This window comes from Alcaligenes sp. HNGD-HTN06 (assembly GCF_049932565.1).
GTDB lineage: Bacteria > Pseudomonadota > Gammaproteobacteria > Burkholderiales > Burkholderiaceae_B > Alcaligenes > Alcaligenes ammonioxydans.
Genome location: NZ_CP187782.1, coordinates 954,617 through 977,141, shown reverse-complemented (window position 1 = coordinate 977,141; position 22,525 = coordinate 954,617). Strand labels below are relative to the sequence as shown.

Annotated in this window: 22 protein-coding genes and 1 tRNA gene; 9 read left to right on the top strand and 14 right to left on the bottom strand. The window is 57.0% G+C overall.

Translation table 11 applies throughout. The features are described 5' to 3' along the window. Positions 1-27 precede the first annotated feature (27 nt). From ACOZ42_RS04495 to ACOZ42_RS04485, 3 genes are read right to left on the bottom strand one after another with little or no spacing between them, the layout of a single operon-like run. Positions 28-1,464: an NAD(P)(+) transhydrogenase (Re/Si-specific) subunit beta gene (locus tag ACOZ42_RS04495; RefSeq protein WP_426345592.1), complete on the bottom strand. Its 1,437-nt coding sequence runs from the start codon at positions 1,462-1,464 to the stop codon at positions 28-30. Further along, complete coding sequence (locus ACOZ42_RS04490; RefSeq protein WP_426345591.1) at positions 1,461-1,781, bottom strand: NAD(P) transhydrogenase subunit alpha; 321 nt, start codon at positions 1,779-1,781, stop codon at positions 1,461-1,463. Before ACOZ42_RS04490 ends, ACOZ42_RS04495 begins: the two co-directional genes overlap by 4 nt. Positions 1,782-1,785: 4 nt before the next feature. Beyond that, on the bottom strand, positions 1,786-2,904 hold the full coding sequence (locus ACOZ42_RS04485) for an NAD(P) transhydrogenase subunit alpha (RefSeq protein WP_003802615.1): 1,119 nt from the start codon (positions 2,902-2,904) through the stop codon (positions 1,786-1,788). 655 nt (positions 2,905-3,559) lie between these two features. Between ACOZ42_RS04485 and ACOZ42_RS04480 the strand changes: the two genes are divergently transcribed. Genes ACOZ42_RS04480 through ACOZ42_RS04470 form a run of 3 tightly spaced genes read left to right on the top strand, consistent with a single transcriptional unit; the run spans position 3,560 to position 7,303 of the window. Continuing rightward, on the top strand, positions 3,560-4,609 hold the full coding sequence (locus tag ACOZ42_RS04480) for an ABC transporter ATP-binding protein (protein WP_426345590.1): 1,050 nt from the start codon (positions 3,560-3,562) through the stop codon (positions 4,607-4,609). A gap of 5 nt (positions 4,610-4,614) precedes the next feature. After that, positions 4,615-6,282: an ABC transporter permease gene (locus ACOZ42_RS04475; protein WP_426345589.1), complete on the top strand. Its 1,668-nt coding sequence runs from the start codon at positions 4,615-4,617 to the stop codon at positions 6,280-6,282. Between the two features lie 16 nt (positions 6,283-6,298). Continuing rightward, positions 6,299-7,303 (top strand): extracellular solute-binding protein, encoded by a 1,005-nt coding sequence (locus ACOZ42_RS04470; protein WP_003802621.1) that lies wholly within the window; start codon positions 6,299-6,301, stop codon positions 7,301-7,303. 249 nt (positions 7,304-7,552) lie between these two features. On the opposite strand, the gene ACOZ42_RS04465 is transcribed toward ACOZ42_RS04470, so the two are convergent. Continuing rightward, positions 7,553-8,152 carry a phenylacetic acid degradation protein PaaY gene (locus ACOZ42_RS04465; protein ID WP_131071385.1) on the bottom strand — a complete coding sequence of 200 codons (600 nt, stop codon included), beginning with the start codon at positions 8,150-8,152 and terminating at the stop codon, positions 7,553-7,555. A 109-nt stretch (positions 8,153-8,261) separates the two neighbouring features. Here ACOZ42_RS04465 and ACOZ42_RS04460 point away from each other — a divergent pair, with 109 nt between their 5' ends. From ACOZ42_RS04460 to ACOZ42_RS04450, 3 genes are all read left to right on the top strand, one after another. Next, entirely contained in the window at positions 8,262-8,519 is a 258-nt protein-coding gene (locus ACOZ42_RS04460; RefSeq protein WP_131071384.1) for a hypothetical protein, read from the top strand. Between the two features lie 221 nt (positions 8,520-8,740). After that, on the top strand, positions 8,741-9,811 hold the full coding sequence (locus ACOZ42_RS04455) for a nitrilase (protein ID WP_426345588.1): 1,071 nt from the start codon (positions 8,741-8,743) through the stop codon (positions 9,809-9,811). Between the two features lie 227 nt (positions 9,812-10,038). Next, positions 10,039-11,022 (top strand): helix-turn-helix domain-containing protein, encoded by a 984-nt coding sequence (locus ACOZ42_RS04450; protein WP_039943525.1) that lies wholly within the window; start codon positions 10,039-10,041, stop codon positions 11,020-11,022. On the opposite strand, the gene ACOZ42_RS04445 is transcribed toward ACOZ42_RS04450, so the two are convergent. The 10 genes from ACOZ42_RS04445 to cysS all read right to left on the bottom strand — a co-directional run bounded on the left by ACOZ42_RS04445 (position 11,023) and on the right by cysS (position 19,408). Next, on the bottom strand, positions 11,023-11,382 hold the full coding sequence (locus ACOZ42_RS04445) for a DUF4870 family protein (RefSeq protein ID WP_003802631.1): 360 nt from the start codon (positions 11,380-11,382) through the stop codon (positions 11,023-11,025). Between the two features lie 83 nt (positions 11,383-11,465). Then, positions 11,466-12,386: a prohibitin family protein gene (locus ACOZ42_RS04440; RefSeq protein WP_003802633.1), complete on the bottom strand. Its 921-nt coding sequence runs from the start codon at positions 12,384-12,386 to the stop codon at positions 11,466-11,468. Then, entirely contained in the window at positions 12,376-12,516 is a 141-nt protein-coding gene (locus tag ACOZ42_RS04435) for a hypothetical protein (protein WP_162829359.1), read from the bottom strand. The genes ACOZ42_RS04440 and ACOZ42_RS04435 overlap by 11 nt, the downstream gene beginning before the upstream one ends. Positions 12,517-12,685: 169 nt before the next feature. Next, the gene (locus tag ACOZ42_RS04430; protein WP_230406265.1) at positions 12,686-13,246 is read right to left on the bottom strand and encodes a hypothetical protein; all 561 of its coding nucleotides are present in this window, start codon (positions 13,244-13,246) and stop codon (positions 12,686-12,688) included. 409 nt (positions 13,247-13,655) lie between these two features. Beyond that, positions 13,656-13,748: transfer RNA gene (locus ACOZ42_RS04425), tRNA-Ser, on the bottom strand. A gap of 60 nt (positions 13,749-13,808) precedes the next feature. Next, positions 13,809-15,062 (bottom strand): aspartate kinase, encoded by a 1,254-nt coding sequence (locus ACOZ42_RS04420; RefSeq protein WP_003802636.1) that lies wholly within the window; start codon positions 15,060-15,062, stop codon positions 13,809-13,811. 168 nt (positions 15,063-15,230) lie between these two features. Continuing rightward, positions 15,231-16,337, bottom strand: a complete 1,107-nt coding sequence (gene tilS, locus ACOZ42_RS04415; protein WP_426345587.1) for a tRNA lysidine(34) synthetase TilS — start codon at positions 16,335-16,337, stop codon at positions 15,231-15,233. Beyond that, positions 16,309-17,274 (bottom strand): acetyl-CoA carboxylase carboxyltransferase subunit alpha, encoded by a 966-nt coding sequence (locus ACOZ42_RS04410; RefSeq protein WP_003802638.1) that lies wholly within the window; start codon positions 17,272-17,274, stop codon positions 16,309-16,311. The genes tilS and ACOZ42_RS04410 overlap by 29 nt, the downstream gene beginning before the upstream one ends. Positions 17,275-17,300: 26 nt before the next feature. After that, positions 17,301-17,972 carry a DNA-3-methyladenine glycosylase family protein gene (locus ACOZ42_RS04405; RefSeq protein ID WP_003802640.1) on the bottom strand — a complete coding sequence of 224 codons (672 nt, stop codon included), beginning with the start codon at positions 17,970-17,972 and terminating at the stop codon, positions 17,301-17,303. After that, positions 17,957-19,408 carry a cysteine--tRNA ligase gene (cysS, locus tag ACOZ42_RS04400; protein WP_059318754.1) on the bottom strand — a complete coding sequence of 484 codons (1,452 nt, stop codon included), beginning with the start codon at positions 19,406-19,408 and terminating at the stop codon, positions 17,957-17,959. The genes ACOZ42_RS04405 and cysS overlap by 16 nt, the downstream gene beginning before the upstream one ends. 264 nt (positions 19,409-19,672) lie before the next feature. Between cysS and ACOZ42_RS04395 the strand changes: the two genes are divergently transcribed. The 3 genes from ACOZ42_RS04395 (at position 19,673) to ACOZ42_RS04385 (ending at position 21,750) form a co-directional block, all read left to right on the top strand. Next, on the top strand, positions 19,673-20,284 hold the full coding sequence (locus tag ACOZ42_RS04395) for a tetratricopeptide repeat protein (RefSeq protein WP_230406263.1): 612 nt from the start codon (positions 19,673-19,675) through the stop codon (positions 20,282-20,284). 169 nt (positions 20,285-20,453) lie between these two features. After that, positions 20,454-20,963 (top strand): peptidylprolyl isomerase, encoded by a 510-nt coding sequence (locus ACOZ42_RS04390; protein ID WP_039943527.1) that lies wholly within the window; start codon positions 20,454-20,456, stop codon positions 20,961-20,963. Beyond that, entirely contained in the window at positions 20,953-21,750 is a 798-nt protein-coding gene (locus tag ACOZ42_RS04385; protein WP_426345586.1) for a UDP-2,3-diacylglucosamine diphosphatase, read from the top strand. Before ACOZ42_RS04390 ends, ACOZ42_RS04385 begins: the two co-directional genes overlap by 11 nt. Positions 21,751-22,525: the final 775 nt, after the last annotated feature.

Genomic DNA, 22,525 nt, shown 5'->3' with positions numbered 1-22,525 from the left:
TACTGCCAGCGCCAAAACCCGAAGGTCTTACAGCGCCTTGACCATATCTTCGATGGTCTTTTTAGCATCGCCAAACACCATCATGGTCTTGTCCATATAGAACAGCTCGTTATCCAGACCGGCATAACCGGCGGCCATGGACCGCTTGTTCACGATTACGGTCCGGGCCTTGTACGCTTCCAGAATCGGCATGCCCGCAATTGGCGAAGCCGGATCGTTCTTGGCGGCCGGGTTAACCACGTCATTGGCCCCCAGCACCAGCACCACATCGGTCTGCGCAAACTCGCTATTGATGTCGTCCATTTCAAAGACTTGCTCATAAGGCATTTCGGCCTCAGCCAGCAAGACGTTCATATGGCCAGGCATACGACCGGCCACCGGATGAATCGCGTAGCGCACATTCACACCCTGGCTGGTCAGCTTGTCCGACAACTCTTTCAAGGCGTGTTGAGCACGGGCCACGGCCAAACCGTAACCGGGCACAATCACCACGGACTCGGCATTGCTCATCATGAAAGCGGCATCTTCTGCACTGCCGGATTTCACCGAACGATTGCCCTGATCCGCGCCACCGGCAGCCGCTTCCGGATTGGCACCAAAACCGCCCAGTATCACGTTGAAGAAGGCACGGTTCATGGCCTTGCACATGATGTAGGACAGAATTGCACCGGAAGAACCCACCAGCGAACCGGCAATGATCAGCATGGAGTTGTTCAGGGAGAAACCAATCCCTGCTGCGGCCCAGCCCGAATAGCTGTTCAGCATGGAGACCACCACCGGCATGTCCGCCCCGCCAATCGGGATGATCAACATCACGCCCAGCAGGAAGGACAAGGCCAGCAGCACGCCAAAGGCCCACCATGCCTGGGTAATCACAAAGATCGCACCGCAGAGCAGGGCCAGGAGCCCGAGCAGCAGGTTCAGCATGTGCTGACCTTTAAAAGTGACGGGTGCCCCTTGGAACAGTCGGAATTTGTATTTGCCCGACAGCTTGCCAAATGCAATCACCGAACCGGAGAAGGTAATGGCACCGACCAGCGCGCCCAAGGCCAGCTCCACACGGTTACCCATGGGCAGCGCCACCTCGGCCGAACCAATCCCGAAGGCCACCGGCTCCAGCACCACGGCAATCGCAATGGCGACCGCAGCCAGACCAATCATGCTGTGCATGAAGGCCACCAGCTCCGGCATTTTGGTCATCTCGACACGGCGTGCCATGATGGTGCCGAGCACGCCGCCAATGACCAGACCGATCAGAACCCGCAGCAGGCCAGAAAGCTCTTTGCCTTCAGGAGCCAGGCTGTAGATCAGCACGGCGGTGGTGGCAATGGCCAAGGCCATCCCCACCATGCCGAACAGATTGCCACGACGCGAACTGGCTGGATGCGACAAGCCTTTCAGGGCCTGAATGAAACACACTGAAGCCAGTAAATAGCACAAGGTAACGGTATTCATGGAAATCATGATTGCCCTTCCTTGGGCGTATTTTTAGCGCCCTTCTTTTTAAACATTTCCAACATGCGGCGGGTTACCAGAAAACCACCGAACACGTTAACCGAGGCCAGCGCGGTGGCGATGACGCCCATCACCTGTGCCCAGGTGCTTTCGGTTAGGGCTGCCGCCAGCATACCGCCCACAATGATGATGGCCGAGATGGCGTTGGTCACCGCCATCAAGGGGGTGTGCAAAGCGGGCGTCACTGTCCAGACCACGTGGTAACCCACGTAAATGGCCAGTACAAAGATGATCAGATTAATGACCAGGGGAGAAATAATATCCATGATCTCAGGCTCCCTGCTGTGGAAAGAGTCGTTTACCACCCTGAACCACCCGGCTGGCATTCACAATGTCGTCGTCCGCAGGGATATGCAGCTCGTCAGACTGATCCTTGAGCATCAAGCCCAGAAACTGTTGAATATTGCGGGCATACAAGGCAGACGCATCCGCGGCAACGCGAGCCGGAAAGTTGGTCTCGCCCACCAGGGTCACGCCATGCTTTTCCACAATCCGATCGGCTTCGGTCAAGGCGCAGTTGCCACCGCGTGCCGCAGCCAGGTCAACAATGACCGAACCCGCCCGCATGGACTGCACCACCTCCTCGGCAATCAGGCGCGGTGCGGGACGCCCCGGAATCAAGGCCGTGGTGATGATGACGTCGGCCTGAGCGCAACGTGCCGCCACCACCGCCGCCTGTCGTTGCAACCAGGAAGCAGGCATGGGACGCGCATAGCCGCCTACGCCTTGCGCCGCTTCCCGCTCTTCGTCAGTCTCGTAAGGTACGTCAATGAACTTGCCACCTAGCGACTCAATCTGCTCACGGGCAGCCGGACGCACGTCAGAGGCCTCGACCACCGCCCCCAGACGACGGGCCGTCGCAATCGCCTGCAAACCGGCCACCCCCGCGCCCAGCACAACGACACGGGCCGCTTTGACGGTACCCGCCGCGGTCATCATCATGGGAAAGAATCGGGGATACAAAGTGGCCGCTTTAAGCACTGCGGCATACCCTGCGATATTGGCCTGCGAGGACAGAACGTCCATGCTTTGCGCCCGCGTCGTACGCGGGATCAGTTCCAGGGCAAATGCCTGGCAGCCAGAAGCAGCCAGTCCATCCAGACCCTGGCTCTCGTAGGGGTCCAGCATACCGACGAGCACATGTTCGGCACGTAGACGGGCCAGATCCACATCGGCTGGCCCTACAAGCAGCAGTACGGTGGCCTGATAGGGATCGCCTATCGTAGCCCCTGCCGCCTCGTAGTCTGCATCCGAGCTGGCAATACCCTGTCCAGCACCCGCCTCGACAATCACATCATGGCCCGCCTTGCGGTAGGCCCTGACGGTATCGGGCGTGGCCGCTACCCTCTTTTCCCCGGTCCCCCGGGGGCTTAGTACACCCAGTCGCATCTTCAATCTCCAGTTAATTAACTAACTTCTACGATCTCTGACGACGTGCAGTACCCGGCTGGGTGAGTCTGCCTCTTTTCAGACGCGACTCAGCAACCACACCGGCCCGATGTGTGCTTCCACACCACACCGGAACACTCTCTATAAATTCGGATGCGCAAGTACAGGCGTCTGACACGCCTGCTTAAACAGGATAGAACGCTATCCTTTTGTTTCCCTCTCCCTCTCCTGCGCGCTGTCAAAAACAGTCATTCTTTTTGGAACTCACTATAAGGGCCTTTATTTGACACAAGAAATCTGCACCCGCACTAGACCGCTTTAGACAAAAACGCAAGACACATTACTACCACCTGATTATCGCAACAGAGGGCGTGAGCGGCAGATTTTTTTTCTCTGCGCATCGCGCACATCCTGCCAGGCCAGCCATTTCCAAAGACTTAGTTGCCTGATAATTAAAACTACAAGCATTGACCTGCTGCTAAGATAGCAACTTCGTATAAAACATGTCATCAACTTGTAATTATTGTTTGTGCCAAGGCCCCAGGGCGGTTTATATCGCCGGCGGCGCCTGAGCCACTTCCTTTAAAAGCCTAGGCAACCGCCTTCTTGCAGCGCGGCTTACCTGCATTATTCAGTCCCAGGCTGATCTATCCCCATGGCAGACATCCACATCGATCGCGTCGTTAAACGCTACGGCAGCAACACCATCATCAATGAACTGAGCCTGGAAATCCGGCACGGTGAATTCTTCACATTATTAGGCCCGAGCGGCTGTGGCAAAACCACCTTGCTACGCATGATTGCCGGTTTCATCATCCCCGATGAAGGCCGTCTGTATCTGGACAAAGAAGATATTACCTACCTGCCCGCCCACAAGCGCGAGACCGGCATGGTATTTCAGGACTACGCCCTGTTTCCGGACAAGAGCGTCTTTGACAACGTGGCCTACGGCTTGCGGGTACGTAAAGTCAGCAGCAGCGACATAAAGAAAAAAGTCGGCTACATTCTGGACCGCGTCGAGCTGGGCGGCATGGCCCAGCGTTACCCTGCTGAACTGTCAGGCGGTCAACGTCAGCGTGTGGCCCTGGCCCGTGCCCTGGTGATCGAACCCCGGGTGCTGCTGATGGACGAGCCCCTGTCCAACCTGGATGCCAAGCTGCGCATTCAGATGCGTCAGGTCATTCGTGAACTGCAACAGGAATCGAACATCACGGCTATTTTCGTGACACATGACCAGGAAGAAGCCCTGTCCATGTCGGACCGCATCGCTTTGTTGCGCCAAGGTCGGATCGACCAGCTCGATACACCTGAACTGATGTACTCCAGCCCACGTACAGCGTATGCTGCCGACTTTATTGGGGCGGCCAACCTGATCGACACCCTGGGCGTTCATCAGGAGCCCGACCACACCACCGTCAGCATCGCAGGCGGCCATATCATGGTGAACAATCCGCCCCCAGCAGGCCAGATCTTGCTGGCGGTACGTCCCGAACACATCACGCTGCATACGCAAGCGCTGGCTGGCAGCATCCCCGCCCAGGTGGTGGCTCGCCAGTATCTGGGGACCAAAACGGCCTACAGCCTGAAGCTCAATGACGGCAAACAGATCATTGCTGACGTTGCGGCCGCCCTGGACCCCCATCTTTTGGCAGGCCGCTCGGTGAACCTGAGCTTTAGCCCTGAATGTCGTCTGGTCGAGGCGTAATACTCATGGCTATTGCTGCAAGACCCCTGGCCCTTCGTTCTCCCTGGTTCCTGCCTGCCCTGGTTTGTCTGGTGGTACTGGTTTTCTGGGTCGTCTGGCCACTGGCTTCCTTGTTCTATCAAAGTGTCGTTGATCCGGCAACGGGCCTGCCCAGCCTGCACGGCTTTGAAACCTTTTTCAGTGACCCCCGCTACGTCGAGGCCTTTTTCAACACCATCAAGCTGGGGCTGATTTCCACCATCGGCACCTTGCTGCTGGGCGCTCCACTGGCCTATGTGGTGGCGCGCTACGACTTTCCCGGCAAAGCCATTGTCGCCATTTTGCCGCTGACCACCATTGTGCTGCCGGACATCATTGTCTCGCAGGCCTGGCTGATGCTGCTGGGCAATAACGGCGTGGTGCGTCTGGCGCTGGAGAACATCGGCATCGACCTGCCCAGCTTCTACGGCTGGTTTGGCATGTCTTACGTGCTGATCCTGAACGATTACACCTATGTGTATATCGGCATGCTGGCGGCGCTCAAGGCTATTGACGGTACGCTGGAAGAAGCGGCTGTGAACCTGGGGGCCAGCAACTTCAAGCGCGCGCTTAGCGTCACCTTTCCGGTGCTGATGCCTGCCTTGCTGGTCAATGCCATGATTGTGTTCACACTGGCCGTGGACAACTTCTCCATCCCCATGATTCTGGGCGGTCAGGTCGATGTACTGTCCTCGCTGACCTACACCACCTTTCTGTCCGAAATGAGTGGCAACCCCACCATGCAAGGCGTGCTGGCCGTCGTCTCGGTAATTCTGGTCGGTGCCGTGCTGTTCATCCAGAAACGGGTTCTGGAGCGCAAGACCTTCCAGATGCAGCAAGGCCGTGCGCCGCGTCCTGTACGCGCCCAAGGCCTGGCCGGCATCTTGCTGGCCATCGGCGCCGTGCTCTTTGTGACCTTCTCGCTGATTCCGGCCTTTATCGTGCTGATTGGCGCGTTCACCAAAGCCAGCGGCCCGGTCATGCAATACGGGACCTTCACCCTGGACAATATGGAGCGCGCCCTGCGCTACGCACCGGAGCCCATCCTGAACTCGCTGATGCTGGCCAGTGTCGCCACCGTTGCAGGCACCTGCTTTGCCACGATCTGCAGTTACTTGATCGTGAAAAAGCGACTGTTCGTGGTGACGGCGCTGGACTATATGGTGATGCTGCCCCTGGCCATTTCAGGCACTGTGCTCGGTATCGCCCTGATCCAGACCTACAACAGCGGCATGCTGGTGCTCACCGGCACCTGGGTCATCATGGCCGGCGCCTACTTTGTGCGCAAGGTGCCCTTTTCCATTCGCTCCGCGTCGGCCTCGCTCTACAACATTCCCGACTCGATCGAAGAAGCCTCCATCAACCTGGGTGTCAGTCCTTTTCAGAGTTTCTTCAAGGTGGTGTTGCCCTTGATGAAGCCAGCCATTTTGGGGGCGGCCATCCTGATGTGGGTGACTTCCCTGGCCGAAATTTCCGCCACGATCGTGCTGTATTACGGTGGGATGGAAACCATGCCCATCCAGATGTTCCGCCAGATTGACGCCGGTTTTCTGGCCCGCGCCTCGGCCTATGGCGTGATCTTGATGGTCGTGATTCTGGTGCCTATTTATCTGGCTATCCGTTTCCTCAAGCTGGATCTGTTTTCCAGCCGCTAATCTAAAAAGGCTCATTATGCTGACTACACGTTTCCTGAAAACAGGTCTGGCACTCTCGCTCAGTGTCGGCGCCCTGTCCCTGTCCAGTACCGCTCTGGCCGCCAATGCCGTGATGTATACGCCCAACAATGTGCAAACCATTGATACGGCCCTGGAAATCGCCCGCAAAACCGCGCCGGACCTGTCCATTCAACAAGTAACCTCAGGCGCGGGCGCCTTGATGAAGCGTATCGAAGCCGAAGCACAAAACCCGTTGGGCGATGTGGTCTGGGGTGCTGGTTACGGCACCATGGCTGCTTTCCAGCAAAACTTTGAGCCCTACGAATCACCCGAGAACAAGGCTATTGCGCAGGCCTTCCACGGCAAGGACAGCCTGTGGACCAGCTCCAATGCCCACGTCATGGTCATCATGGCCAACGAGCGCCAGCTGAAAGGCCTGGCCGCTCCCAAGACCTGGTCTGATTTGTTCGACCCTCAGTGGAAAGGCAAGATCATCATCGGTGATCCCGCCTCCTCGGGTAGTGCCTACGATCAGGTTTACGGTATTTACCAACTGTACGGCGCGGAAGGCCTTAACAAACTGGCTGCCAACGTCATCGTGTCCAAGAGTTCTGGCCAGGTCTACAAAAGTGTGGCTAACGGTGAATACCCACTGGGCGTGACCATGGAATACGCCGCTTACGCCTACGTCGCCGGTGGCCAGAAAGGGATTGAGCTGATCTACCCCGAAGACGGCACCTTTGTTGCCCCGGAAGGCGTGGCCGTGATCAAGAATCCTAAGAACGGTCAGGAGGCAGCTCGCAAACTGGTAGACGTTTTGCTGTCCAAGGAAGTACAGGAAGCCGAACTGGTAGAAAACTTCCGTCGCCCCACCCGTAGCGACATCAATGTGGCCGAACTGACCCAGTTGCCAAACCTGGATCAGATCAAAGTGGCCACTATCGATCCCTTGAAAGCGGCAGCTGAATACAACACCGTGCTCGACGCCTGGAAACAGGCTTTGGCGGCGGCAGGCAAATAAGTCCGGCAAGCACGGGGCTGCCTCGTCCTGCTTGGCAGCTCAGACCTTGCGGCCTGAAGACTGAACGCACAAAAAACCCTTGGCCTCTGGATATCACTCCATGCCAAGGGTTTTTTCATTATTACTGCCGACACACGGCGGCACGCAAGACTCGCAGGATGCCAATACACAGCCCTATGCGTATTCAAACCCGCGTATAAATCGGCAATACCGTCTGGGGCTGAGAGAAGCAAAGTGCCACTCAAGCTTCTACTTGGAGCAATCCACCGGGTAAATCTGGTCTTCACGCAGGCGTGGGCGATCGGCCTCTACTTCGGTCAAAGGTTCAACACGCTGCATGGTCGCCAACGAGCGCTGAGCCAGACGCTGGTACATGCGTGTTCCGAAAAATTTCCCATCAATGGCCTTCTGATCCAGCTCTTTGACGATTACTGCGGGAGAGCCGGCCACCAGACTGCGCGGCGGCACCTGCATGCCTTTTTTAACAAAGGCCATGGCGCCAATAATACTGTCCGCGCCAATATCTGCCGCGTCCATGACCACCGCATTCATGCCCACCAGTACGTTGCGTCCAATCACGCATCCGTGCAGCACCGCACCATGTCCGACGTGACCGTCCTCATGCACGATGGTGTCCTGGTAGGGCGTGCCGTGGATCACACAGGTATCCTGAATGTTGGACCCCGCCTTCATGATGATGCGCCCGAAGTCGCCACGCAAACTCGCCAGGGGGCCGATATAAACCCCTTCGCCGATAATCACGTCCCCAATCAACACGGCGGTAGGATGAACAAAGGCCGTAGGATGAACGACGGGCACCAGACCATCAATAGAATAAATATTTTGCATACCTGCCTCGTACAAAGCCTGCACCTGGCCAGCACGGGGTCCGGCCAAAAAGAAGATCATAGCCTCTACAGCTCGATATAATGCGCCGTCCTCTTTCTTTTTGCATCCTATGAGCATGTTGTATTACTGGCTGGCCTTTTGCTTGGGCATGGTGTTTTACGCCGCCTACCTGTCGCAGTCCTTTTTGCTGGCGCAAGGCATGATTTATATGAAAGAAACAGATAGATCGCCTTCCCTGCTCTGGCTGTTTACCCGTCTGCTCGGCTATATCCTGCGCACCATTCCCAGCCTGCTGATGCGTCCAATCCCCTTGATCCTCTGGGTCCTGGGTCTGGGCTTGACGGTGCAATACAGCTTCGCACCATAAGTAACAGAGACGCGGCGACCGCCTCCTTGCACCCGTCGCTATCCGTTTCAAGCGCTCATCCGAACCTCCCTGAGCCTGCGCCTACCAGTCAAGTTTGCTGCGTCGGTCAGTCAATTCCTCACCCGCTCCCGGCCCTACACTGAGTCAAATCATAATGGCCGGGTGCGGTATTGTGCACGGCATGGGGATCAAGATCGCGAATACCGCGACATGGAGGATGTATGCAGACAAGGAAAATCGTTCGGGCCGCCGCCGTACAGGCCGCCTCTCCCAATTACGATCTGGCAGCCGGCGTGGACAAGACCATTGAACTTGCCCGTCAGGCGCGCGATGAGGGATGCGACCTGATCGTGTTTGGCGAGACCTGGCTACCGGGCTACCCTTTTCATGTCTGGCTGGGCGCACCGGCCTGGTCACTCAAATACAGTGCCCGTTATCAGGCCAACTCGCTCGGTCTGGACAGTGCAGAATTTCATCACATTGCCCAGGCCGCGCGTACCTTGGGTATTTTTATTGCCCTGGGCTACAGCGAGCGTAGTGGCGGCAGCCTGTATCTGGGGCAGTGCCTGATTGATGACAAGGGCGAGATGTTGTGGTCGCGCCGCAAACTCAAACCCACGCATGTAGAGCGCACGGTCTTTGGTGAAGGGTATGCCCGCGACCTGATCGTCTCCGATACCGAGCTGGGGCGGGTCGGAGCCTTGTGCTGCTGGGAGCACCTCTCCCCCTTGAGCAAATACGCACTCTACTCCCAGCATGAGGCAATCCACATTGCTGCCTGGCCCTCTTTTTCACTGTACAGCGAACAGGCACATGCGTTGAGCGCCAAGGTGAATATGGCCGCTTCACAGATTTACTCGGTGGAGGGTCAGTGCTTTACGATTGCTGCCAGCAGTGTCGTCACCCAAGAGACGCTGGACATGCTGGAAGTCGGTGAGCACAACGCCCATCTACTGACCGTAGGCGGAGGCAGCTCCATGATCTTTGCCCCTGATGGCCGTACCTTGGCACCTTACCTGCCCCATGATGCCGAAGGCCTGATCATCGCTGATCTGGACATGGAAGAAATTGCCTACGCCAAGGCCATCAATGACCCTGTGGGGCACTATTCCAAACCCGAAGCCACTCGCCTGGTGCTGGACTTGGGACATCGTGAGCCTATGACCCGCCTACACCCCAAAAGCGTCGTTAAAGAGAGCACGGCTAGCCCATCGCCACTGAGCAGCGCTCCGGCCGAGCCTACTCAGCCAAACTACAGCACTGACACGGTACTGCTGCACGAGCCATCCTGACGGGTCCAGGTCGATCAACCTTTACGCCCCACAGAAAGGGCCCGGTGCGCTTGCTGCTCGCTCATTGAGGGGTAAGCCAGGCGCCGGGCTCCAGCTGGTCTGAAATTATCGCCTCCTGGGACGCTTTCTGGTCTGGTCCAAACCCTGGAACATACCGGATACTTAGCCAGTTCGGCTGATGGCAGCGTTTGCTATCTGCCTCTGGTTCTAAGACGATGAGGTCTTCCATGGAGCAATGGTCTACGACGACAATTCCCCCCGCACGGCGCGCCCCTTACTGGATGGAAGCCGTCAACAAAGCCTATGTGCAACTGGAATGTGCCGTTCCCTCCCGCTCCACGGCTCCCTTCTTTGGCGCCATTACTCGTCGCGAACTGGCCGCCGTCAATCTGTCCCGAATCACCTCGACCACGCAAACCGTATTGCGCACGCCATTGCAAATCTCCCGCGCCTCTGAAGATATTTTTCTGCTCAGCATTCAGGTCGCGGGCACCGGGCAGCTGATTCAGGACCAAAAAACGGCCCATCTCAAGCCTGGAGATCTGGCCCTGTACGACTCCACCCGCCCTTACCAGCTTTTGTTTGACCAGGATTTTGAGCAATATGTGCTCTCCTTGCCCGGTTCCATCTTGCGCAAACGCTTGCACCATGCCGAAGACATGACCGCCTGCACGATGAGTAGCGCCCAATCCGGTACGGCACGCCTGCTCTCGCATATGGTGTCCGAGCTGATGAACAGCCCGCCGTCCCGCGGGGATTTGGTAGACCGCTCGCTGGCGGACAGTCTGGTGGGTATTTTAGTGGCGGCACTGGCTGACAATCTGAGCACACTGCCCTTGAAAGACCACACGGCCTCGCAGCGACGCGAGCGAATCAAAGCCTATGTGCTGGAAAACCTGCGCGATCCTGAACTGTGCGTTGGCAAGATCGCCCAGCGTCTGGGGCTGGCCGCCAGCACGATTCACCGCGCCTGGGACGGCGAGGCGACTTCACTGACAAACTGGATCTGGTCCATGCGCCTGCAAGGGGCTGAACAAGACTTGCGCCGCCTGGCTCATCACAAGCGAACCATTACCGAGATTGCCTACCACTGGGGATTTAGCAGCTCCGCGCATTTCAGCCGTGCCTTTCGACAGCATTTTGGGGTACCGCCCAAAGAGGCCCGCGAAGCGATGCGAGCCCTTTCTCAACCACGCTTGATGACTGGCTGATCAGGCAATCGCCTTGCCGTCATTCAGGGCCAGCAGGCCTTTGATCAGACGGTACAAGATCCAGACGCTCACGATGACGATCGTCACAAAACCGATCAGAATCGCCATCAGCAAGAAAGACAGGGCCACACCAGCCAAGCCCCACCAAAAGGTGCGGATTTGCCAGTCAAAGTGCGACTCCAGATACGTGCCGCGCACTTCATCGCGTTTGATGTAATTGATGATGATGGCAACCAGGGCGGTAATGCCGCCAAACATGGACAAGATATACAGCGCGTAATTGATGAGTGTCAGATTACGCAGACTGACCAGTTGATTGCTACCCCCACCTTGTGGGACAGGGTTCATTTCTTCATTCATCCATCACTCCTTGAAAACACAATCGGTAGCGTCATGCTTGTCCTAACGCTACCGAAGAAAGTCTATTCAGGCCAGCCCCTGCCTTAGCGCAACCCGATAAAAGGCATGGCCGAACCAGGCACCAGACTCTCTGGCAATTTGCCGTCCCACTTCTCCACGGCATTCAAATTGACCAGATTCGTATTTTGCGCCAGTGCCTGTGCCTTGGCCGAAATAGCCTTGGCTTCCGCTTCCCCGCGCAAACGAATGCCGTCGGCTTCGGCCATATACCGTTCACGCTGAGCACGAGCTTGAGCCTCAGCCTGAACCACCTCGATTTCCGCCTGGATGGAGGCGGTTTCCTTCTGTTGGCGAGTGGTTTCGATCTGAACCTGAGCCAGCATACGGTTTTCGATCGACTGCTCGTAAGCCTTGGAGAAGGACACTTCCTCAACCTGCACGCCCATCATCTGCAAAGGCGCAGACTCCAGCGTCACCCGCATGGCTTCGTTGATATCGGCCCCGAGCTTTTCACGATTCTGAATCGACTGGGCGGCCGTGTATTTACCAAACACGTTCTTGATCACGTCCAGCGCCTTGCGTTCGAGCAAGCGCGTTTCCAACGCCTCCAGCGAACCATATTCGGAATACAGCTGGGCCACATCGGTTTCTGGCACGCGATACGTGACCGATGCGACCATCGAGGCAGACTGCTGATCATAACTATAGGCTTCCAGCTGCATGCGAACTGTGTGGTCACGCACCGAAATTTTGCGCACCGTATCAAAGAACGGTACCTTGAAGTCCAGGCCCGGTTCGGCCACGCGCACCAGCTTGCCGTTGCGCAGCACCACACCCCGCTCCCCCTGGTCAACCTGCAGAAATGAGCCCATGGAGGCCACAATCAGGATCAGGAAAATAAGCAGCGCAGCCCCCAGGAAACCGAGTCCCCTGGAATAATTGGCGCCACCTTCAGACTTTGTTTTCGCAGCCAGTTTAGTAAATGGATTTTTATCAGTGCTCATCACGGTTTCCTGGGCGTGGCTGTCGCGTCTGGTCTTTTAATTGACGCCGTTCCACCATCAGTTGCCGTATGCCTTTGGCAATCAGGTAGGCCAATACCGCAGCCCCCAACAAAATCAAGATGATACGCATGACGCTTCAGTCTTCCCACTAGTTTTCAACAAGACGGCAATTATCCCCGATTCCTTCTGTCATGCTCAGAAAAGAAGCGTCAAAATATGACAACTAGCCCGAATTGCGGGGAATCCATTCCCAACGAGCACCATTGCATCGTGCTGCCCCGTACCTGACAGCCGCCTCGTTACTCCAGCGAAGCCAGTGCCGCATCCAGATCAGCCATATGTGCCTGTACGGGGGGGACATCACTGCGCGTTGCGATCAAACGCAGAATATGATTTTTGCTGTCCTGGAACGTGCGCATTAACTGCTCGAGCTCGGCCGTGGAATACTGGCGGGCGTTATCACGCAAAGCGGCTTCCAGTACATCCAGCTGCTCATAGACCGAATCCAGATCTTCACGCTCCTGGATATAGAGACGGGTCAGCCAGATCTGCTGGCCCACGGCGTCCCATTGCTCCAGTCCGGAGAAGCCATGTTTTTGCGTCAGACTATTTAACTGGCGGTACAAGTCCGAGCCGCGCTCCACCTGCTCAAGTTCCAGTACAGGCGGCAAGCCATCCGGCTGCCCCCCGTCCCACACGGGCTCGCTGCGCTCCACCGTTTGGAGCACGGGCAAAATATCGCGCAGGCTTTGCACGTAACGAGTCACCACCTGCTCATCTAATGCCAGCTCTGTTGAAGACGCCAAAAACGGCAAGCCCATCAAGGCTATGCCACAGATACAGAGGACTCGTTTAATCATCGCTCGCCCTAAAAAACAAGACTGCCGTCTTGAACGACGCAAAACACTTTGTTTGATTGTAAGCACGAGACCCGCTGCTTTACTTGGCCTGTGCCAAAAACGACACAGCCTTTTCATTCTTCAAGTGTCTTTGTTTGAAAAGTCTTGCACTCTTTGCAATCCGTGTTGTTTGAAACATCCCTCCTTCCCAGATCCGCAACTGATTCGGATGAAGCAAGGGAAAGGTAACAATTATTGTTTTTTACGTATCACGGGAACGGAGTGAACACAGCGCAATCCGCGTGGCGGATGCAAAAAAAAGTGGTGCAAGTATCTGGTGACTGCCGGCCATTAAGGGGCCGACATATCGTCAGAAAACAGCAGGCAATAAAAAAAGCCCTTGAAAACAAGGGCTTAATTTAATTCCAGCTGGCGGAGACGGAGGGATTCGAACCCTCGATACGGGTATAAGCCGTATGCTCCCTTAGCAGGGGAGTACCTTCAACCTCTCGGCCACGTCTCCAGCTCTAGGAAAGAAGCTACTATAGCATTTATAAAAAACCAATGCAAATAGCAAAAGAGATTATTTTTCCTGATCCAGCTCGAAAGTCTTGTGCAAGGCACGCACAGCCAATTCCATGTACTTGTCGGCAATAATCACAGAGGTCTTGATCTCGCTGGTGCTGATCATCTGGATATTGATGCCCTCTTCGGACAAGGCACGGAACATCGAGCTGGCAATACCGGCGTGGTTACGCATGCCGATGCCCACGATGGAGACTTTGCAAACGGCTTCGTCAAACACGATTTCACCAGCGCCCACGGCAGGGCCAACCTGATTGGTCAGCAATTCCTTGGTGCGCAGTGCATCATTGCGGCTGACCGTAAAGGAGAAGTCGGTCGTGCCTTGAACCGACAGGTTCTGCAAAATCATGTCGACTTCAATATTGGCGGCGGCAATGGGGCCCAGAATGGAATAGGCCACGCCAGGGGTGTCGGGCACGGCACGCAGGGTGAACTTGGCTTCATCACGGCTGAAGGCGATGCCAGAGACAACGGCAGCTTCCATTTTTTGGTCTTCCTCGAAAGTAATCAGCGTGCCCGAAGACATTTCTTCTTCGAGCGGAATCATGGGGTCGGTCAGGGACGACAAGACGCGTACGGGCACCTTGTACTTGCCGGCAAATTCCACGGACCGGATTTGAAGAACCTTGGAGCCCAGAGAGGCCATTTCCAACATTTCTTCAAAAGACAGCACTTTCATGCGACGGGCTTCCGGCACGACGCGCGGGTCGGTCGTGTAGACACCGTCCACATCGGTGTAGATCAGGCACTCGCTGGCCTTCATGGCCGCTGCCACCGCCACCGCCGAGGTGTCCGAGCCACCACGACCCAGGGTCGTGATATTGCCTTCATCATCCACACCCTGGAAACCGGTCACCACGACCACACGGCCTGCGTCCAGATCCTGGCGGATGCGGGTGTCGTCGATAGAACGAATGCGAGCACGGGTGTAGGCGTTGTCAGTTTTTACGGGAACCTGCCAGCCGGTATAGCTGCGGGCAGGTACGCCTTGGGCCGCCAGGGCCATGGCCAACAGGGCGCTACTGGCCTGTTCGCCCGTGGCTGCCAGCATATCCAGCTCACGCGGATCAGGCTGAACGCTCAGTTCTTTGGCCAGGCCTAGCAGGCGGTTAGTTTCGCCGGACATGGCCGAAGGAACCACCACCACCTGGTGCCCGGCGGCATGCCATTTGGCAACCCGACGCGCCACATTCTGGATGCGCTCGATCGAGCCCATCGACGTGCCGCCATATTTATGTACGATCAGGGACATCTTTTACTCTGCATCAAAGGGCTAAGGTCTGGGATAGACACAAAACCCAACTATTCTAACGACTTTCTGTGCCCCAAGCGCAGGCTCTACCACATGCGCACGCAAAAAAACACATACTTTGTCGACTCAACACCATAGCCCACGCTCCTGCCACAGGCCACCCCAAAACTACTTACTTGCTTGATCGGCCTTCAGGCCGGCTTGCTGCCCGCCTGAACCGGCAGATTCGATCAGCACCCGACCACGAACACAGCGGATCAGGTTTGGTCCATGCTTCCACATCAAATTTCTGTCGTGACCCTGGGCATGCACGCCACGCAGCTGGCGCAGCAGCTCTGCCAGACGGGCATGCGTGGGCAAACCGGCGCCCTGCTCCTGCAACCAATAACGGATCACCATGCTTTGCCGGGCCGGTTCCAGACCGCGCCAGGCGCTCAAACTGAAGCTGCGGCCGGTTTCATCCGGCTCCAGCCCTAGCCAATCCTGACGCGCCACACTGTCCAGGACCTCCTGCGTTTCACGGCTCAGGTGGGCCTGTCTTTGCAAACGGCTTTGCCAACCGGGCCAGCGTGCATCCAGCACAGGCGTGAGCAAGTCACGCACCGCGCCACGGGTGTAATCAGGATTGGTATTGGTGGGGTCTTGTACTGCGTGCCAGCCTGTGGCCGCCGTAAAATGTTCACTGGCTTGAAGAATGAGTGCCCTGGGCTGCTCCAGCCAGGGTCGCCAGTAACTCAGATCATCACGCTGCATATGGGGTGCCATCGCACCCAAGCCGGTTGTGCCCGTGCCTCGCAGCAAACGCATCAAAACGGTTTCAGCCTGATCGTCCTGATGATGGGCCAGCAGCACATGCTGCAAGCCAACAAAATGCGCCAGTTCAGCCAGACCTTGATAGCGGGCATCACGTGCGGCGGATTCCATGCCATCCGCGCTGAGACGGCGGGACTGCACCTGGACCCGCAAGCTGTGACAGGGTCGCTGCAAACGCGCCGCCAAGTCATGCACATGCACTTGCCACTGATCGGCAAAGGCTTGCAGGCCGTGATGAATATGGAAAAAATGAAGTGTGACTTTGCGGCGGCTGGCCCAAAAATGGGCATGTACCGCCAGCATAGCCGAGTCCGCGCCACCACTCAAGGCGACAGCGATGCTATCGCTGCTTGTAAAACTCAGGTGGTGGTCAAGCGCCTTTAGCAGCGCAGGCGAGGGGCTAAAGCCCCCCAGCGGACTGCAAGGCAATGGATCAGGCACGTACTTCCTGATAGCGGCCATAGGCCAGGAGACGTTCCATGCGTTGCGCCAGCAATTGCTCGGTAGTCAGACCCGACACCTGACGCAAGGCGTCGGCCAGGGCACGGCCCAACTGACGAGCCATCATCGTGGGGTCGCGATGCGCGCCGCCGATCGGTTCATTGATCACACGATCGACCAGACCCAGCTCTTTCAGACGGGGCGCCGTAATGGCCAGAGCCTCGGCAGCGACGGGAGCCTTGTCGGCGCTACGCCAGAGAATCGAGGCACAGCCTTCCGGCGAGATCACGGCATACGTGGAGTACTGCAGCATGGAGACTACATCCCCCACGGCGATGGCCAGGGCACCGCCCGAGCCGCCCTCACCAATAATGGTGGAGATGATAGGCACACGCAGCTTGGCCATGGCAAACAGGTTGTGACCGATTGCCTCGGACTGACCCCGCTCTTCGGCGCCAATGCCAGGATACGCGCCAGGAGTATCCACGAAGGTGAACACGGGAATACCAAATTTCTCGGCAAGGCGCATCAGTCGCAAGGCCTTGCGATACCCTTCCGGGCGAGGCATGCCAAAGTTGCGACGGGCACGCTCTTTGGTGTCGCGCCCCTTCTGGTGACCAATGACCATGCAGGGGGTGCCATTGAATCGTGCCAGCCCCCCCACGATCGCCAGGTCGTCCGCATACATGCGGTCGCCGTGCAGCTCGTGAAAGTCCGAAAAAATCTGGTTTACATAGTCCAGGGTATATGGACGTTGTGGATGGCGAGCAACCAGGGCCGTTTGCCAAGGCGTGAGCTTGGCGTAAATATTTTTGGCCAGCGTCTGGCTTTTTTGCTGCAGACGGCTGAGTTCCTCTGAAATATCCACAGCGGAATCAGATTGCACATAGCGGAGCTCTTCGATTTTGCCTTCGAGCTCGGCCAAAGGCTGCTCAAATTCCAGGAATGTATTTCGCATGTCGGTTCTTAAGGTTTAGGCCTAATTTAATATCGTACCGCAACTGTGTTCAGACTGCGCCACAGATGCCAGGTAGCCACCGTACACCACGGCGCCCACGCCTGGGCAACTTCACGCGCCTCGAACCGGGACACCGGTTCGCCGCTGAAATAGTGCTGAGAGATTGCCTTGAGCAGACCCGCATCGTCCAAAGGGAGAACATCGGGTCTGTGCAAGTTGAAAATCAGAAACATATCCGCCGTCCAGCGACCGACGCCACGAATGGCGCACAGGTCAGCAATAACGGCTTCGTCAGACAGGGACTGCCATGCCTGGGGGTCGATTTTACGAGCATCGAAGTGCGTCGCCAAATCAACGATATATTCGGCCTTGCGTTTGGGTAAACCCAATCCATGCAAGGTCTCGTAGCCCAGCTCCAAAATCAGTTGGGGCGACAGCGCCTGACCGCAGCCCTCCAGCAACTTCGCCCACAACTGGTCTGCTGTACGCGAGGCCAGTTGCTGGCCCACGATGGAGCGCACCAATGTGGTAAAAGCCGGCGCCTGATGTTGCAACCAGTAATCGCCATGCTGGGGGATGAGCTTGCGCAAGATACGATCGCGCTTCATCAACTGGGCGCACGCGTCGTCCCAGTAGTCAGGTTTGCCCACCAAACGCACTTGAGGGCCGGATTGAACGCCGCTTAGGCCCTGCGCCATTGTGTTGCTCCACCTGGCCGGTCCTCAAGCTCTACGCCCTGCTCTTTGAGCTGCTCACGAATAGCATCGGCACGCGCAAAATCACGGTTCTGCTTGGCCTGGCTGCGCTCAGCCAGAAGCTCGTCAATCTGGGTGTCGCTCAAGGAATCGGCACCGGCCACGCTGGCTGCCTGACCAAAACGTGTGCTGGCGCGCCAGTAGACGGCCGGGTCCACTTGCAACAGGCCGATCACGCCCCCCAGGGCGCGCATCAGACCAGCGGCCTGGGCATCCTTGTCGCGGTTGGCCTGGCCAGCCAGTTCAAACAGAACGGCAATAGCGCCAGCCGTATTGAAATCGTCGTTCATGGCTTCGGCAAACGCCAAGGCGGGGCCTTGCGTCCAGTCGATCTGAACGTCGGCAGCAGGAACGTGTTGCAGGGTCTGGTACAGACGATCCAGAGCCTGCTGGGCATCGCGCAGATTGTCCGGCGCGTAATTTTGCAGGCTGCGGTAATGATTGCGCACAATAAAGAAGCGCAGCATTTCCGCTTCACGCGGATTGGCGATATAGCTGCTTTGGTCGTCGGCCAGGCCCTCGGGAGCCACGGTATCGCGAATGCGACGGAAGTTGCCCAGAGACTTGGACATTTTTTCCGAGTCCACCATCAGGGGACCGCAGTGCATCCAGACATTGGCCAACTGGCCGCCAAAGGCCCCTTCCGTTTGAGCGATTTCGTTCTCGTGGTGCGGAAATTTCAGGTCCGGGCCACCGCCGTGAATATCCAGGGGCAGACCCAGCAGCGCCTTGCTCATGGCCGAACACTCGATGTGCCAGCCTGGTCGACCCAGACCGTACGAGGACTCCCATTTGGACTCGGCCGGCTCATCGTCTTTGGCCGATTTCCAGAGTACGAAATCCAGAGGATCACGCTTGGCAGAATTCAGGGCAACGCGCTCGCCCGCCCGCAAATCATCCAAAGAGCGGCCTGACAATTTGCCATAACCGGGAAACTGACGCACCGCGTAGTTCACGTCCCCATCTTCAGACTGATAGGCCAGGCCGTTTTCTTCCAGCTTGGCGATAATGCCCAGCATGTCAGGCACGTGCTGGGTCGCACGGGGCTCCGAATCCGGGCTTTGCACACCCAGGGCCTTTTCGTCAGCGTGCATGGCGTCAATATAGAAGTCCGTGACTTCAGACATGAGCTGTTTGCGCTCGACGGCGCGACGGATGATCTTGTCGTCGATATCAGTAATGTTGCGCACATAGGTGACGCGATAACCACTTGCTCGCAACCAACGCTGCACGATGTCAAAACTGACCAGCATTCGCGCGTGCCCCAGGTGACAGAAGTCGTAGACCGTCATGCCACAGACGTACATACGTACGTGGCCCGGTTCAACCGGAGAAAACACCTCTTTAGAGCGTGACAACGAGTTATAAATGCGCAACATGGCCTGTAATCGTCATAAAATCGGAACCTTGTGCCAGAACAATTGCCCTTGGATGAGGTTCCGTATTTCCCGCCCGGCAAGAGGCAAGGTTAGAATGATGGTCAATAAGTATAGCAAGCAGACCTCGTTAAAGGCAGCAATCTACCAACCTTCCTGGTCTTCAAGCCAGATTTTATAGGCGCCCCCTCTGTGTTCAGTACATCTAGACGGACTCGGTTTCTCGCTCCTTGCTCCCTGGCCCTTTTGCTGGCCCTGGGCCACACCGTGAGCGCCCAATCCCTGCCCGATTTGCCCCCGCCCAGTGCGCGGGTAAACGATCCCTTGCTGGATATCGCTCCCGAACCTGAACGTGGCTGGAAGGGTCTGGCTCGCGCGCTGGACGTACTGGCTCCCAGCGTCGATACCGCTTTGCCTCTGAGTGGCGCACAAATCAGCCAGCGCATCAGCACCCTGATTGCTCAAGGCCGTCATGCCGATGCCCTTCAGGCCATCGAGAAACAGCTGGAGCAACGCAAGGACCGGGGTGAACCGGGTGCCAATGTGCAGTTGCTGTTTTTGAAGGCGCGTGCCCTGTCGGCCAGCGGCGATCACAATGGCGCCATCCGCATTTATCAGGACATGACCACCTACTATCCAGAGCTTCCCGAGCCCTGGAATAATCTGGCGGCTGAGTACATTGCGCAAGACAAGCTGGAGCTGGCTCTGGAGGCCCTGAAGATGGCTCTGACCGCTGATCCGTCTTATGCGCTGGCACGCGCCAATATGGGTGAAGTCCAGCTCATGCTGGCCAATGACACCTACCGGCAGGCGGCCGCCAGCGGTGTGCCCAAAGCAGCCCAACGCGCACAACAAACTGGCCAAATTCTGCAACAATAAGATTTTTATTTGACGGGATTGCCCCTATCTTATGTTTGCAAGCACATTTCAATGGTGTGATCAGGCTCGCGGCTTGCGCACCCTGCTTATTGCTGCCTGTATGGCTATGCCTATGATGAGCAGTCCGGCTATGGCAGCAGATTCTTCCACTTCTTCTGAAGGCACTTCTATGAGCACCTCTCCACGCGTCCAACTGCAGACGAATTACGGCACCATCCTGGTCGAGCTGAACGCAGAAAAAGCCCCCAATACCGTGGCCAACTTTGTGGACTACGTTACCAGCGGTTTTTACGATGGCACCGTGTTTCACCGTGTGATCAACAACTTCATGATCCAAGGCGGCGGCTTTGAGGCCGACATGAAGCAAAAAGCGACCAATGCGCCCGTCAAGAACGAAGCCGACAACGGTTTGAAGAACGACAAATACACCCTGGCCATGGCTCGCACTTCCGATCCACACTCGGCGACCGCTCAGTTCTTCATCAACGTGGCCGACAACGATTTCCTGAACTTCACCGCGCCCACCGCCAACGGCTGGGGCTACGCCGTGTTTGGCCGTGTGATTGAAGGCACAGAGGTGGTCGATCAGATCAAGGGCGTGCGCACCGGCAACAAAGGCTTTCACCAAGACGTGCCTGTTGATGACGTCATTCTGGAAAAAGCCACGATTGTCGAATAAGCTCACGCTGACCGGCAAGATCTGGATTGCCGCGGACCTGCATCTGGGTCCGGACAATCCAGACACCCTCCGGGATTTTCTGCAGTTTCTGCACTCCGCCCAGCATCAGGCACAGGTCTTGATTCTGGGCGGTGATATTTTCAATGCCTGGATTGGTGACGATCAAATTTCCCGCCCTGCCCCCTGGCTTGCTCAAGTCAGTGAGGCGCTGCGCACGTTTGCGCAGCAGCATCCGCTTTATCTAATGCGCGGCAATCGCGACTTTCTGCTGGGTGACACCTACGCCCGCCATGTCCACGCCACGCTATTGCCGGATCAAGTCATCCTGGACACCTCGGCCGGTTTGATTCTGATGTCACACGGCGATGAGTATTGTCTGGATGATTTAGACTACCAACGCTTTCGCTACTGGGTACGCAAACCCTGGCTGCAAAAGCTCTATCTGGCCTGCCCTTTAAGCCTGCGCCAACGTATTGCCGACTCGGCCCGCGCCGGTAGCCAGCGCGGCAAGCAATACAAGTCCAAAGAGATTATGGATGTGCAGCCTGCAGCGATTATTGCTGCCTGCCAGGCCCATCCTGTGCAGGCCCTGATTCATGGTCATACACATCGCCCTGCAGTGCATGACATTCCCGGCTTTGAGCCGGTACGCCGATGGGTACTACCGGATTGGGAGGCGGACTCCTCGCAAGGAGGACGCCGTGGCGGCTATATCAGTATTGAGGGCACACAGCTTTGCTTGCACCAATGGGGTAAAGAGGATCAGTGCCAGACACTGGGACCTTAGTAAGAGTGACTTCACCTACAGCCAGCCAGGTTTAAGCTCCCCGTCTTTTTATACCTTCTTACGATAAAACCTGTTTTTTTTCACACGGTGCTGGTGGCAGGAATCAAGGTGGCTGCATGAGCATTTTTGAGCGGGCAGTTGGGCTCGTCTTGGCGGGTCTCCGGCCCGTGCTGCGCACGGGCGCCCTGGTCTCTTGCCGTATCCAGGCGCCCTGTGAACTCGCGGGGTCCTTCGTCCCCCGGACGAACCACAAGCACCCCGCTCAAACAGCAAAGGGCTTGCATCCTGGATACGGCAAGAGCCTGCGGCCAGAGCCCTGACTCGCCCGTCGAGCCCAACTACCCCCTCAAAAACGCAAAAGAGACCGTGATTTTTGCCAGCAAGATACTTTCACTCGCGGCTACTGAAGAGAACCATCGAAAGCTGGTCTCGTGTCCGAACATCGACTCTTAGCACCATGAGCAGCAAGGCTGCTTGTCCCCTCCTCACTGTGAGCCTCTCGGTTCGTCTGCCCCGGTATCCGGGGCGGTTCAGACTGCTTGCCGCAGGCGGTGTTCGGATACGGGGTGCAATCGCCCTTCTGTTTGAGCGGGACGCTTGTGTCTTGTCCGGTGGACAAGACACCCCGCAAGTTAAGGGCGCGCCTGTATCCGAACACCGACAAGGGTACCGGTGCACAGCACCGGCAAGTAGTCAGCCCGGATACCGGGGCAGACGAACCGAGAGGCGCCTTGCTGAGACCAAGCTCCCTTCAATAAGCAGCAGCGTATCGAAG